This is a genomic window from Streptomyces sp. NPDC049837, from assembly GCF_040674455.1.
Lineage (GTDB): Bacteria > Actinomycetota > Actinomycetes > Streptomycetales > Streptomycetaceae > Streptomyces.
The window spans coordinates 431,241-444,899 of sequence record NZ_JBFAMP010000003.1; the positions used below are offsets into that span (position 1 = coordinate 431,241).

Genomic DNA, 13,659 nt, shown 5'->3' on the forward strand with positions numbered 1-13,659 from the left:
CTACTGCTGGTTGACGCGCTCGGTGATCACCTTGTCGGCCGCCTCGCCGGCCTTCTTGGCGTCCTCACCCTTGAGCACCTTGGTCATGTAGTCCTTGATCGGGTTCGGGGCGGTCTCGACGTTCGCCCAGCCCGGGGTGACCGGGGTGATCTTGCCGACGGGCGCGGCCTTGGCCATCGCCTCGGCGAACGAACCGGCGGCGGGCTTGAACTGCGCCGCGTCGTTGTTCGGCAGCAGCGCGCCCTGGGTGGCCTCGGCGTACTTGGCCATGTGCTCCTTGCCGGCGGCCAGGGCCAGCCACTCCTTGGCCAGGTCCTTGTTCTGCGAGCGCTCGGACACCGCGAGGTTCGAGCCGCCGAAGAAGACGGAGCCGGGCTTGTCGGCGGTCTTGCCCGGGATCGGGAAGTAGCCGAAGTCGGCGGTCTTGCCGGCCTTCTTCATCGCGTCGATCGCGCCGCCGGCCTCCCAGCCGAGGCCGATCCAGGACGCGACGCCGCCCTTGGGGACGATGTCGGTCGACTGCTGCGGGGTCGCCTCGTCCTTGTCCTTGGGAGCGGTCGAGTACGACTGGAGCTCCTTGTAGAAGTTCATGGCGGCCACGGCCTCGGGGGAGGACAGGTTGCCCTTCCACTTGTCGCCGTCCTTGACGGCGAGGTCGCCGCCCTCGTCCCACACGAAGCCGGCGTAGACGTACCAGCTCTGGCCGGGCAGGTAGATGGGCTGCGTCTTGGGGTCGGTCGCCTTGAGCTTCTTCAGGCCGTCGATCCACTCGGCGCGGGTCTTCGGCGGGGTCACACCGGCCTTCTTGAAGGCGGCCTTGTCGTAGACGACGACGCGGTTGGCGGCGTACCAGGGGGCGGAGTAGAGCTTCCCGTCCAGCTCGTTGGAGGCGAGCATGCCCTTGTTCCAGCCGTCGGCGCCGAGCTTGGCCTTGTCCTCGGTCAGGTCGGCGAGGCCGCCCGTGGCCGCGTAGCCCGCGGTCTGGGTGTTACCCAGCTCGATGACGTCCGGCGGGGTGTCCTCGGAGAGGGCCGTGGTGACCTTCTCCTGGATGCCGTTCCACTGCTGGATCTCGACCTTGACCTTGACGCCCTTGTGCTTGGCCTCGAACTCCTTGTTGACGTTCTTGATCCAGGCGTCCGGAGCCGAGCCGTCCATCACCCAGACGGTGAGGGTCTTGTTGCCGTCCGCGCCGGCGCCGCCCCCCTTGCCGTCGTCCGAGCCACACGCGGCAATGCCGACCATCATGCCCGCGACGCCTATCGCCGCGATGAGCTTGCGCTTCACGCCACCCTCCTCAGGGATGCCTGCAAACCCTGCCCCCACCGCGAAGCCATACCGGTGTACTGCCCGTGCTGCCCGTGGGACTGGGACCTGATCTTTAATGGTTTAGACCAGTAACCCGGAGCTTGGCCTAGACCTTTAGGGGTGTCAAGGGTGTATAAGAAGGGCAGTCGGGTCCGTTACCGGACCGACACCTGAGGGAGGGCGACGACCCGTGACCGGTCCGTGCCACCATGTGAGCCGCAATAGACGGAGGAGCCGGTGACGGCAACAGCACAGGAGTCGGGAAGGCGGGTCATGGCCACGGATGGGGGCGGCACCGAGACCGAGGGCGGGGCAGCCACCCGCACCGCGCGCGTGCCCAAGTACTACCGGCTCAAGCGGCACCTGCTGGACATGACGGAGACCATGCCCCCGGGTACGCCGGTACCGCCGGAGCGCACGCTCGCCGCCGAGTTCGACACGTCCCGCACGACCGTGCGCCAGGCGCTGCAGGAACTGGTCGTCGAGGGGCGCCTGGAGCGCATCCAGGGCAAGGGCACGTTCGTCGCGAAGCCGAAGGTCTCCCAGGCGCTCCAGCTCACCTCGTACACCGAGGACATGCGCGCGCAGGGCCTGGAGCCCACCTCGCAGCTCCTCGACATCGGGTACGTGACGGCCGACGACACCCTCGCCGGGCTGCTCGACATCTCGCCCGGCGGACGAGTGCTGCGCATCGAGCGGCTGCGGCTGGCGAGCGGTGAGCCGATGGCCATCGAGACGACGCACCTGTCCGCCAAGCGCTTCCCGGCGCTGCGGCGTTCGCTGGTGAAGTACACCTCGCTCTACACGGCGTTGGCGGAGGTGTACGACGTCCACCTCGCCGAGGCCGAGGAGACGATCGAGACCTCGCTGGCCACCCCCAGGGAGGCGGGCCTGCTCGGCACGGACGTGGGCCTGCCGATGCTGATGCTCTCCCGCCACTCGCTGGACGAGAACGGCGAACCGGTGGAGTGGGTGCGCTCGGTGTACCGGGGCGACCGGTACAAGTTCGTGGCGAGGCTCAAGCGGCCGAACGGCTGAGTCCCCCGGGTGCCGGCGGGCGGCCGGGCCGTAAAGCGTTGCCGTACCGATATGCGGACGGGGGGTGACGCTGCGCGAAACCCTCCCCTAGATTTCCTGCGCATTACAGGTGATCAGCGAGGGGACGTGCACCATGCCAGAGCCGTCGGCACCACCCAACTCTTCAGGGACGGGCCTCACTCCGCGGTCGATCGTCATCTGGTCGCTCGTGGCCCTCGCGGGAGCGGCCGGGTGGGCCATGCTCGCGCTCTCCCGCGGTGAGGAGATCTCGGCCGCCTGGATGCTGGCGGCCGCGCTCGGCTCGTATGCCATCGCCTACCGCTTCTACTCCCGCTTCATCGCGAACCGGGTGCTCAAGGTCGACAAGACCCGCGCCACGCCCGCCGAGCGGCTCGACAACGGTGTCGACTTCCACCCCACCGACCGCCGGGTCCTCTTCGGCCACCACTTCGCGGCGGTCGCCGGCGCGGGCCCGCTGGTGGGCCCGGTCCTCGCCGCGCAGATGGGCTACCTGCCGGGCACCATCTGGATCATCGTCGGCGTGATCTTCGCCGGCGCCGTCCAGGACATGGTGACGCTGTTCTTCTCCACCCGCCGCGATGGCCGTTCGCTCGGCCAGATGGCCCGTGACGAGATCGGCCCCTTCGGCGGAGCGGCCGCGCTGATCGCGGTCTTCGCCATCATGATCATCCTGCTGGCCGTGCTGGCGCTGGTCATCGTCAACGCCCTGGCGCACTCGCCGTGGGGTGTCTTCTCCATCGGCATGACCATCCCGATCGCCCTGTTCATGGGCGTCTACCTGCGGGTGCTGCGGCCCGGCCGGGTCACCGAGGTCTCCGTCATCGGCGTCGCGCTGCTGCTCCTGGCCATCGTCGCGGGCGGCTGGGTCGCCGAGTCGTCCCTCGCCGACACCTTCACCCTGGAGCCGGGCACCCTGGTCATCTGGATGGTGATATACGGCTTCCTCGCCTCCGTCCTGCCGGTGTGGCTGCTGCTCGCCCCGCGCGACTACCTCTCGACCTTCATGAAGGTCGGCACGATCGCGCTCCTCGCCGCCGGCGTCTTCCTCGCCATGCCGACCCTGAAGATGCCGGCCGTCACCGACTTCGCGAGCCGTGGCGACGGTCCGGTCTTCGCGGGCTCGATGTTCCCGTTCGTCTTCATCACCATCGCGTGCGGCGCTCTGTCCGGCTTCCACTCCCTGGTCTCCTCGGGCACCACCCCGAAGATGGTCCAGAAGGAGACCCAGATCCGGATGATCGGGTACGGGTCCATGCTCACCGAGTCCTTCGTCGCCGTCATGGCGATGATCGCGGCCTGCATCATCGACCCCGGTCTCTTCTTCGCCGTCAACTCCCCGGCGGGCGTGGTCGGCACCACGGTGCAGTCCGCCGCCGAAGCCGTGTCCAACTTCGGCTTCACCATCTCCCCCGACCAGCTCGCGAAGGCCGCGGCGGACGTCGAGGAGGCGTCACTGCTGTCCCGGACCGGAGGCGCGCCGACCTTCGCGCTCGGCATGTCGGAGATCTTCTCCGCGGTGTTCGGCGGCGCCACCATGAAGGCGTTCTGGTACCACTTCGCCATCATGTTCGAGGCGCTGTTCATCCTGACGACGCTGGACGCCGGCACCCGTGTGGGCCGCTTCATGCTCCAGGACACGCTCGGCAACCTCTACAAGCCCTTCAAGCAGGTGAGCTGGAAGCCGGGCGTCTGGTTCGCCAGCGCGGCCGTCGTCGGCGGCTGGGGCTACTTCCTCTGGGTGGGCGTGCACGACCCGCTGGGCGGCATCAACCAGCTCTTCCCGCTGTTCGGCATCGCCAACCAGCTCCTGGCCGCCGTGGCGCTGGCCGTCTGCACGACCCTGCTCGTCAAGTCGGGCCGCCTGAAGTGGGCCTGGGTCACCGCCGTGCCGCTCGCCTGGGACGTGGCGGTCACGCTCACCGCGAGCTGGCAGAAGATCTTCTCGGCGGACCCGCGGGTGGGCTTCTTCGCCCAGCGGGACAAGTACCAGGCGGGCATCGACTCCGGGCAGGTGCTGCCGCCCGCGAAGTCGATGGACGACATGCACACCGTCGTCACCAACTCCACGGTCGACGGCGTCCTCTCCGCCCTGTTCGCCCTCCTCATCGTCGTGGTGATCGCCGACGCCGGACGGGTCTGCTACAAGGCCATCACCAACCCGGCCGGTGTGAAGCTCTCCGAGGTCCCGTACACCCCGTCCAGGCTCGTCGCGCCCGCCGGGCTCTTCCCCACGGCGGAGGAGAAGGCCGAGCTGGTGGCCGCCGGGCTCGGCCCCGAGGGCGGCATCCGCAAGGACGGTGGCAGCGGTGACGAGGTGCCGGCCGGGACCGGCTCCCGGTGAGGACCGCGGTGAGGCCCCCCGTGACCGCACGGCCGGACGGCCGCCTGCGACGCGCCGTCAGGTGGGTGCGCTGGTACGTCCGCGAGGTGTCCGGCGAGGGCGCGTACGACGCGTACGTCGCCCACGCCCGGCGCTGCGACCCGGGCGCCGAGGTGATGACCCGGCGCGAGTTCGAGCGCAGGCGCACCGACGCGCGGGAGGCCGACCCGCGCGACGGGTTCCGCTGCTGCTGAGGTGCTGCTGACGTACTGCTGAGCGGGTGACCGCACGACGGGCCGCCGTGTTTCCGGGGACGGAAATGCGGCGGCCCGTCGCCGTACCCCTCCACACTCGGACCATGGACATCACCATCAGGGCGGTACGGCCCGAGGAACACGGGACGCTCGCCGACATCACGGCCCAGGCGTACCTCGGGGACGGGCTCCTGGCCTTCGGGGAGAGCGACGAGTACCTGATCGAGCTGCGGGACGTGGCCCGGCGGGCCGCCGGGGCGGAGGTGCTCGTGGCCGTGGAGCGGGACGAACGGGTGCTGGGCGGGGTGACGTTCGTCGCGCGGGGCGGCGATCCGTGGGCGGACCTGGCCCGCGACGGGGAGGCCGAGCTGCGGATGCTCGCGGTGGCCCGGGAGGCACGGCGGCGGGGCGCGGGCGAGGCGCTCGTACGGGCGTGCGTGGAGCGGGCGCGGGCGGTGGAGGGGTGCGCGCGGCTGGTGCTGTCCACGCAGGCGTCCATGCGGGCGGCGCACCGGATCTACGAGCGGCTGGGGTTCGTCCGCACCCCGGAGAGGGACGTGCGGCCCGTCCCGGGCGTGACCCTCCCCACGTACGCGCTGGCCCTCTGAGGCTGCGACCGACACAACATGTGGGGGGTGCCTCAACTCGCGCCCCCCACATGTATGCTCGTCCTCGCTGTCGCCGCAGGGGAATCCGGTGGAAATCCGGAACTGTCCCGCAACGGTGTGTTGGTGTGCCTTTGTGTACGTACGAGTCCGAAGACCTGCCGACAGCGCGCCCGGACCGTCCGGCCCGGGTGCCCAGACGTCCGGGCCTCGCGGAATGGGCCGGTGGACGCGGTGCCCCGCACCCTGTGCCCGGGTGCGCCCGCTCCCCTGCCCGCGTCCGCGGTGGCCCCGAGCCGAGCGAGGGAGAGCCCCCACGTGACCATCGCGCCAGCCGATCCGGTTTCAGCAGTCGCAGTCACGGACACGACGGAGACGGACGGACCCGGGACCGTACTGCTGCGGACCCTGACCGACCTCACCGCCGACCTGCCCGACACCGACCCGGGCCGGGTCGCCGCCGCCGCGCTGCGGGGCCGCCACGCCGGTTCGGACGAGGCGGAGCTGCGCGAGCTCGCCACCGAGGCGGCCGCCGGGCTGATCTCCGAGGACCCCGCGTACTCCCGGCTCGCGGCGCGGCTGCTGACCCGGACGATCACGGAGGAGGCGGCCGGGCAGGGCGCGGTGTCGTTCTCGGCGTCGGTGGCTGTGGGGCACCGGGAGGGTCTGATCGCGGACCGTACGGCCGCGTTCGTGACGGCCCACGCCGACCGGATGGACGCGCTGATCGACTCGGCCGCCGACGACCGGTTCGGATACTTCGGGCTGCGGACGCTGTACTCGCGCTACCTGCTCCGGCACCCGATCACGCGCAAGGTGATCGAGACGCCGCAGCACTTCATGCTGCGGGTGGCGGCCGGGCTGGCCGAGGACGACTCGGTGCGCGCCCTGGACGAGGTGGCGTCCCTGTACGGGCTGATGAGCCGGCTCGACTACCTGCCCTCCTCCCCCACGCTGTTCAACTCCGGTACGCGCCACCCGCAGATGTCCTCGTGCTACCTGCTGGACTCGCCGCTGGACGAGCTGGACTCCATCTACGACCGCTACCACCAGGTGGCGCGGCTGTCGAAGCACGCGGGCGGCATCGGCCTGTCGTACTCCCGCATCCGGGCGCGCGGTTCGCTGATCCGCGGCACCAACGGGCACTCCAACGGCATCGTGCCGTTCCTGAAGACGCTGGACGCCTCCGTCGCGGCCGTGAACCAGGGCGGGCGGCGCAAGGGCGCGGCGGCCGTGTACCTGGAGACGTGGCACGCGGACATCGAGGAGTTCCTGGAGCTGCGCGACAACACCGGTGAGGACGCCCGGCGTACGCACAACCTGAACCTGGCGCACTGGATTCCGGACGAGTTCATGCGCCGGGTCAACGCCGACGCCGAGTGGTCGCTGTTCTCGCCCGTCGACGTGCCGGAGCTGGTCGACCTGTGGGGCGACGAGTTCGACGCCGCCTACCGCGCCGCCGAGGCCAGGGGGCTGGCCCGGAAGACCATGCCGGCCCGTGACCTGTACGGCCGGATGATGCGCACCCTGGCGCAGACCGGCAACGGCTGGATGACGTTCAAGGACGCCTCGAACCGTACGGCCAACCAGACCGCCGAGCCGGGCCACACGGTCCACTCCTCCAACCTGTGCACCGAGATCCTCGAGGTCACGGACGACGGCGAGACGGCCGTGTGCAACCTGGGCTCGGTCAACCTGGGCGCGTTCGTCAGCGGCGGGGACATCGACTGGGAGCGGCTTGACGAGACCGTCCGTACGGCCGTCACGTTCCTGGACCGGGTCGTCGACATCAACTTCTACCCGACCGAGCAGGCCGGGCGGTCCAACGCCAAGTGGCGGCCGGTGGGCCTCGGCGCCATGGGCCTCCAGGACGTCTTCTTCAAGCTGCAACTGCCGTTCGACTCCCCCGAGGCGCGTGCCCTGTCGACGCGCATCGCCGAGCGGATCATGCTCGCCGCGTACGAGGCGTCGGCCGACCTCGCCGAGCGCAACGGCCCGCTGCCCGCCTGGGAGAAGACCCGGACGGCGCGCGGGGTGCTGCACCCCGACCACTACGACGTGGAGCTGACCTGGCCGGAGCGCTGGGCGGCCCTGCGCGAGCGGATCGCCGCCGTCGGCATGCGCAACTCGCTGCTCCTCGCCATCGCTCCGACCGCCACGATCGCCTCGATCGCGGGCGTGTACGAGTGCGTCGAGCCGCAGGTCTCCAACCTCTTCAAGCGCGAGACGCTGTCGGGCGAGTTCCTCCAGGTCAACTCCTACCTGGTGGAGGAGCTGAAGCGGCTCGGCGTGTGGGACGCCCAGACCCGTGAGGCGCTGCGCGAGTCGAGCGGCTCGGTGCAGGGCTTCACCTGGATCCCGGCCGAGGTGCGCGAGCTGTACCGGACGGCCTGGGAGATCCCGCAGCGCGGTCTGATCGACATGGCGGCGGCCCGTACGCCGTTCCTGGACCAGTCGCAGTCGCTGAACCTGTTCATGGAGACGCCGACGATCGGCAAGCTGTCGTCGATGTACGCGTACGCCTGGAAGCAGGGCCTGAAGACGACGTACTACCTGCGCTCGCGCCCGGCGACCCGGATCGCGCGTGCCGCCCAGGCGTCCATCCCCGTTCAGCAGGCCGCCGACCCCGAGGCCGTCGCCTGCTCCCTGGAAAACCCCGAGTCCTGCGAGGCCTGCCAGTAATGAGCTCCGCCCACCCGTCTCCCGACCACCGCCCCTCAACGACGGCACTGCGTGCCGACACCCCTGTTTTCAAGAACCTTCTCGACCCGGGCTTCGAGCTGACCCTGCGCCCGATGCGCTACCCGGACTTCTACGAGCGCTACCGGGACGCCATCAAGAACACCTGGACCGTGGAGGAGGTCGACCTCCACTCCGACGTCACCGACCTCGCCAAGCTGACGCCCGGCGAGCAGCACCTGATCGGCCGGCTGGTGGCGTTCTTCGCCACGGGCGACTCGATCGTGGCGAACAACCTGGTGCTGACGCTCTACAAGCACATCAACTCCCCGGAGGCGCGGCTGTACCTGTCGCGTCAGTTGTTCGAGGAGGCCGTGCACGTCCAGTTCTATCTGACGCTGCTCGACACCTACCTCCCCGATCCGGAGGACCGCGCGGCCGCGTTCGCCGCCGTCGAGAACATCCCCTCCATCCGTGAGAAGGCGCAGTTCTGCTTCCGGTGGATGGACTCGGTGGAGAAGATCGACCGGCTGGAGACGAAGGCCGACCGCCGCCGCTTCCTGCTGAACCTGATCTGCTTCGCCGCCTGCATCGAGGGCCTGTTCTTCTACGGCGCCTTCGCGTACGTGTACTGGTTCCGCTCGCGCGGTCTGCTGCACGGCCTTGCCACCGGCACCAACTGGGTGTTCCGGGACGAGACGATGCACATGAACTTCGCGTTCGAGGTGGTCGACACCGTCCGCAAGGAGGAGCCGGACCTCTTCGACGACGAGCTTCAGCAGCAGGTCACCGACATGCTGAAGGAGGCCGTGGAGGCGGAGCTCCAGTTCGGGCGCGACCTGTGCGGTGACGGCCTGCCGGGCATGAACACCGAGTCGATGCGCCAGTACCTGGAGTGCGTCGCCGACCAGCGCCTGACGCGCCTGGGCTTCGCCCCGGTGTACGGCTCGGAGAACCCGTTCTCGTTCATGGAGCTCCAGGGCGTGCAGGAGCTGACGAACTTCTTCGAGCGCCGCGTGTCCGCCTACCAGGTGGCGGTGGAGGGCTCCGTCGACCTGGACGAGGACTTCTGACGTGGTGCGGGCGCGGCTCGCGGCCTGTGCCGCCGCCGCGCTGACCGTCGCCGCGGGCCTGGGTGTCAGGTCCGCGGCGACGGGCGCGTGGGCGAAGTACGCCGGGGACGCGCTGTACACGGTGCTGGTCGTGGCGCTGGTGGTGGCGGCCGCGCCCCGGCTGCGGCCGGTGGTGGCGGCCGGGGTCGGCTTAGGTTTCTCGTGCGCGGTGGAGCTGTTCCAGTTGACGGGCGTCCCGGCCGCGCTGGCCGCTCACAGCAGGCTCGCGCCGCTGGTCCTCGGCACGTCGTTCCACGCCCCGGACCTGCTCTGGTACGCGGTCGGCGCGGGCGCCGGGTGGGCGGTGCTCGCCCGCCGGGCGGCGTGACCGGTCAGATGCCGCACTGGGAGGCGGACCAGTAGCGGCTCGCGCGGTGGTCGACGTGGGTGTGGTCGCCGTGTCCGGGGTAGCCGGGGCCGAGGATGCCGTTGAAGCCGTGGTTGCGGGCCTGCTGGGCCAGTTTGCACAGGGAGTGCGGGCCCGCCCCCAGGTCGGCGGCGTCCCCGTACAGATGGCGGCTGCCGGACGCCCCGCCGACGGCGTCGTTGCAGGCGTACGACCGGAATCCGCTGGTCACGGTGATGGGCTGGTCACCGAGCGCGTGGCGCATGGCCTCCAGCTTCCACATGGTGCGCAGAGCGTTGGCCTTGGCGGTGGCGGCGTCCACCGCTCCGCCCGCCCAGGTGGTGTTGCAGTCGTTCAGCTCGCTGTAGCTGAAGTGGACGGGCGTGCAGTCGTCGTCCTGGAGGGCGTAGAGCTTGCTGAAGGTGGCGGACCCGGCGATGCCGTCGGCAGTCAGGCCGTACGCGGCCTGGAAGCGCTTGACCGCCGCCGTGGTCGCCGGGCCGTAGTCGCCGTCGATGGCGAGGACGCCGCCGTAGCCGGGGTATCCGGCGACCCGGATCTGGAGCTGGGTGACGTCGGCGCCGGACGCGCCCTGGGAGAGGGTGCGCGACCAGGTGTAGCAGCCGTCGGCGTGGGCGGTGCCGGCGGTGGCGACCACCCCGGTCACCGTTGCAGCCATGAGCATGACAACCGACAGCAGGAGTCGTGCGGTTCGTCCGAGCATCGAGCCTCCATGTCCGAAAGGAACGCCGCCCACGAGACTGACCGGCGGGTCGACGCGCGTCAACGGGGCCGGAACACCCGTCATTTGTCGGCCCATTGGCGGCAACGCCAAAGCCCCGTCCCGGTCACCGGAACGGGGCCTTCCGGAACAGCGGATCAGTCGTTGGGGACGACCGGGTAGCGAGGGGTGCCCTCGGCCATCTGCTTCAGCGCGTCCTTGCGGTCCCGCTTCGAGAGCCGGTCGATGTACAGGTACCCGTACAGGTGGTCCGTCTCGTGCTGGAGGCAGCGGGCGAAGTATCCCGTCCCGCGCACCTTGATGGGGTTGCCGTGCACGTCCTGGCCGCGCACCACCGCGTAGTCCGGCCGCGCCAGCGAGGCGTACGCGCCCGGCACCGACAGGCACCCCTCGTTGGAGTCGTCCAGGACGCGGCCCTCCACCGGCAGCTCCTCCAGCACCGGGTTGCAGACCACGCCCACGTGCCGGACGCCCTCGTCGTCCATGCAGTCGTAGACGAAGACCTTCAGGTCGACACCGATCTGGTTGGCGGCCAGGCCCACGCCCTCCGCCGTCCGCTGGCTGGCGAACATGTCGTCCACGAGCCGCGCCAGCTCGTCGTCGAACTCGGTGACGTCCTTGCACTCCTTGTGCAGCACCGGGTTGCCGACCACCGTGATCGGGCGGGACGTACCGCGCTCGCGGTACGCGCGCTCGCGCTCCTCGCAGTCCTCCGTGTCGACGATGAAGCCCTCGTCGTCGACCTGCTGAGCCGTCTCCTGCTGCGCCATGTCCGCTTCTGCGCCTTCCTGAGTACCCGATGCCGTGCCGTGCCCGTGCAGCACGCCGCGTTGTGCCCGTACAGCCTACGGGCCGCCGGTGACAGGGGTCAGCAGACCTCTTCGAGATCCCGCCACTCACGGCTGTCCGGGCTGTCCGCGACCCAGCCGTCCAGCAGCCCCCGCACCAGCCCGGCGGGCGCCGCGATGCCGCACTCGCGCTCCGGCACCCACAGCTCGCCCGGCGACCGGTGGCCCAGCGGCCCCGGGTGCCCCGGCTCGCTGTGGTCGTGCGGGTCCAGGTGCTCGCCCTCGCCCTCGGCGCTGGGCATCCGCGACTCGGAGCAGGCCCGGCACAGCAGCCGTACCGACGACGACCAGTCCTCGGCGGCGAACCCGGCGTCGGCCGCCAGCCGCTCCAGGGCGTCCCGGTCGTCCTCGGTGGCCGCCTCCAGGAGCACCACCCAGGTCGGCACCGGTGACGGCGCCCACAGTTCGATCTCGTCGAACACCGGGAAGCTGTGCCCGGCCGACGTGGTCCGCTCGCCGTTGGGGACCCCGTCGTGCAGCACGACCTCGCCCCAGCGCCGCCCCGAGGACGGCAGCGGGATGGAGAGCACCTCCATCCGGGCCGGGTCGAGCCGGCGGCCCCACACCACCTCGGCCTCGCCCTCCGGCGACAGCCGCACGGCGGCGCTGCCCAGCTCCATCCCGGTCGGCTCCCCGCCGGCCGCGGCGGCTCCGGGCACCTTCAGCCCGTACGCCTGCCAGGCGCGGCGGGCCAGCGGCCAGTCCTGGAGCGCGGTGGCGGCGATCCCGACGTTCCACCAGTCGGGCGCCCCGGTCTCCTTGTCGAGCAGGGCCACGGCCCGCAGCCCCGCGGTGCGCGCCTGCTCCCAGTCGTGCCGGAACTTGTGCAGCAGCGCCAGGTTGAACCAGGACTCCGAGAGCCAGGGCTCCAGGTCCGCCGCACGCGTCAGCAGCGCGCCCGCGTCCTCGTACCGCCCGTCCCCGATCAGCGTGAACGCGCGGTCGGTGGCCTGCCGCCACGAGGCGGAGGGCCGATGCCGTACCTTCCCGAAGATCCTCACGATTCCCGCCTGCCGGTCTGCCGGTCGCTGAAGGTCTCTGCCCCCGGACACCCTCTTGTTCGCATCCAACCATGCCGGGTCGCACACCCGCTCATTACCCATGGGTTACCCAGGGGCCGGGCCCGTGACGCCGCCGCGGGCGAGGACTCTGGCGAGTGACTCCACCACTTTCGGGTGATAGTCCCGCGCGGTGCCCAGCCGAAGCCGCTCCAGCGCGCACAGCGCCCCGTCCGCGTGCTCCCCGCTTTCCCGGGACAGCTCGTCGTACGCGTTCACCGCACGGACGATCCGCGCCGGCAGCGGCTGCTCGCGGTACGGGTCGGCCTGCCGTTCCACGACGACCGCGACGGCCGCCGCGACGCCGGTCTGGCGCACCACGGCGCCCCCGAGCAGCGCGATACGGCGCTGTTCGGCCTCCGGGAGGCGGGCAGTGGCGCCTCCCGGTACGGGATCGACCAGGGAGAGCTGTCCGATGTCGTGCATCAGTGCGGCGTACTCCAGAACGGTCAGATCGGGCCCCGACAGTCCCAGCTCGCGCCCGACGGCGCGGCTGAGCGCCGCCACCCGGTGGGCGTGTCCGGGCGACGTGTACCCGGCGATCTCGGTGGCACGCGCGAGGGAGGCGATGGTCTGGCGGTACGTGTCACGGACGGCGGCGTACCGGCGGAAGGACAACTGGGTGAGCAGCAGCGGTACGCAGAAGACGGGCAGCGCCCACAGGCCCGCGACGGCCACGGCCAGGGCGATCACGGCTCCGGTGGCGCACACGGCCGAGCCGATGCCGAGCAGGGCGCGCAGCTCGTCGCGGAGGAGCGGGCCGTAGGGGTGGCCGGTGCGGGCGCGCAGCAGCAGGGCGGCGAGCACCGCGTCGCACAGGGCGGTCAGGACGAGGAGGACCAGCAGGAACAGCGCGTAATGGTGCCCCCGTCCAACGGCCCGCAATAGCTCGCCCGAGTTGTACAGGGGCTGGAAGCAGACGGCGGCGAAGGCGACCGTGAGCACCCGGCGGGCCACGTGGTCGAAGGCCGGCCCCTGCCCCCGGGCGATTTGCGGCACGGCGCCGACCAGGGCGCCCGCGACGACGACGGCGACGATCTGGGCGATGCCGTGGGTGGTGGGCCGCCCGGCGGACTCGCCGAGCAGGGCGTACGCGAGGGCTCCGGCCGCCGCGAGGGGCGCGGGCTCCCTCCCCCGTGGCTCTTCGAGCACGGGTGGTGCCCCCACCCTGGGCCGGGCGCCCCAGCGGGCGAGTTCACCGACGGTGATCAGCACCCCGAAGGCCAGCGCGGTGCCCGGCTCGGCGATCCCGTGCCACAGGGTCCACCCCAGCCCGGCCGCCGCGACGGTGACGGCGGCGGTCCGGAGCAGCACGGCCACGACACGTG

The 13,659-nt window shown here is 71.0% G+C and carries 12 protein-coding genes and 1 riboswitch; of the genes, 7 read left to right on the plus strand and 5 right to left on the minus strand.

Annotation, left to right across the window (positions count from 1 at the left end):
- A complete protein-coding gene (locus tag AB0J57_RS09880) occupies positions 1-1,287 on the minus strand; it encodes an extracellular solute-binding protein (protein ID WP_366127526.1) in 1,287 nt (428 codons plus the stop codon).
- Positions 1,288-1,581: 294 nt separating this feature from the next.
- On the opposite strand from AB0J57_RS09880, the gene AB0J57_RS09885 reads away from it, so the two are divergent.
- The 7 genes from AB0J57_RS09885 (at position 1,582) to AB0J57_RS09915 (ending at position 9,665) form a co-directional block, all read left to right on the plus strand.
- Complete coding sequence (locus AB0J57_RS09885; protein ID WP_366127527.1) at positions 1,582-2,346, plus strand: GntR family transcriptional regulator; 765 nt, start codon at positions 1,582-1,584, stop codon at positions 2,344-2,346.
- 133 nt (positions 2,347-2,479) lie between these two features.
- A complete protein-coding gene (locus AB0J57_RS09890; RefSeq protein WP_366127528.1) occupies positions 2,480-4,708 on the plus strand; it encodes a carbon starvation CstA family protein in 2,229 nt (742 codons plus the stop codon).
- A gap of 20 nt (positions 4,709-4,728) precedes the next feature.
- The gene (locus tag AB0J57_RS09895) at positions 4,729-4,941 is read left to right on the plus strand and encodes a YbdD/YjiX family protein (protein WP_366127529.1); all 213 of its coding nucleotides are present in this window, start codon (positions 4,729-4,731) and stop codon (positions 4,939-4,941) included.
- A gap of 104 nt (positions 4,942-5,045) precedes the next feature.
- Entirely contained in the window at positions 5,046-5,549 is a 504-nt protein-coding gene (locus AB0J57_RS09900; protein WP_366127530.1) for a GNAT family N-acetyltransferase, read from the plus strand.
- Between the two features lie 37 nt (positions 5,550-5,586).
- A riboswitch (cobalamin riboswitch) is annotated at positions 5,587-5,727 on the plus strand.
- Between the two features lie 137 nt (positions 5,728-5,864).
- A complete protein-coding gene (locus AB0J57_RS09905; protein WP_366127531.1) occupies positions 5,865-8,228 on the plus strand; it encodes a ribonucleoside-diphosphate reductase subunit alpha in 2,364 nt (787 codons plus the stop codon).
- Positions 8,228-9,298 (plus strand): ribonucleotide-diphosphate reductase subunit beta, encoded by a 1,071-nt coding sequence (locus tag AB0J57_RS09910; RefSeq protein ID WP_366127532.1) that lies wholly within the window; start codon positions 8,228-8,230, stop codon positions 9,296-9,298. The genes AB0J57_RS09905 and AB0J57_RS09910 overlap by 1 nt, the downstream gene beginning before the upstream one ends.
- A gap of 1 nt (position 9,299) precedes the next feature.
- Entirely contained in the window at positions 9,300-9,665 is a 366-nt protein-coding gene (locus AB0J57_RS09915) for a DUF2809 domain-containing protein (RefSeq protein WP_366127533.1), read from the plus strand.
- Between the two features lie 4 nt (positions 9,666-9,669).
- Here AB0J57_RS09915 and AB0J57_RS09920 read toward each other — a convergent pair whose 3' ends face one another.
- From AB0J57_RS09920 to AB0J57_RS09935, 4 genes are all read right to left on the minus strand, one after another.
- Positions 9,670-10,407 (minus strand): D-Ala-D-Ala carboxypeptidase family metallohydrolase, encoded by a 738-nt coding sequence (locus AB0J57_RS09920; RefSeq protein ID WP_366127534.1) that lies wholly within the window; start codon positions 10,405-10,407, stop codon positions 9,670-9,672.
- A 155-nt stretch (positions 10,408-10,562) separates the two neighbouring features.
- Positions 10,563-11,195, minus strand: a complete 633-nt coding sequence (gene def, locus AB0J57_RS09925) for a peptide deformylase (protein ID WP_366127535.1) — start codon at positions 11,193-11,195, stop codon at positions 10,563-10,565.
- Between the two features lie 98 nt (positions 11,196-11,293).
- The gene (locus AB0J57_RS09930; RefSeq protein ID WP_126883765.1) at positions 11,294-12,274 is read right to left on the minus strand and encodes a hypothetical protein; all 981 of its coding nucleotides are present in this window, start codon (positions 12,272-12,274) and stop codon (positions 11,294-11,296) included.
- Between the two features lie 105 nt (positions 12,275-12,379).
- Positions 12,380-13,651, minus strand: coding sequence for an HD domain-containing protein (locus AB0J57_RS09935; RefSeq protein ID WP_366127536.1), 1,272 nt, complete (start codon positions 13,649-13,651; stop codon positions 12,380-12,382).
- Between the last annotated feature and the right edge of the window lie 8 nt (positions 13,652-13,659).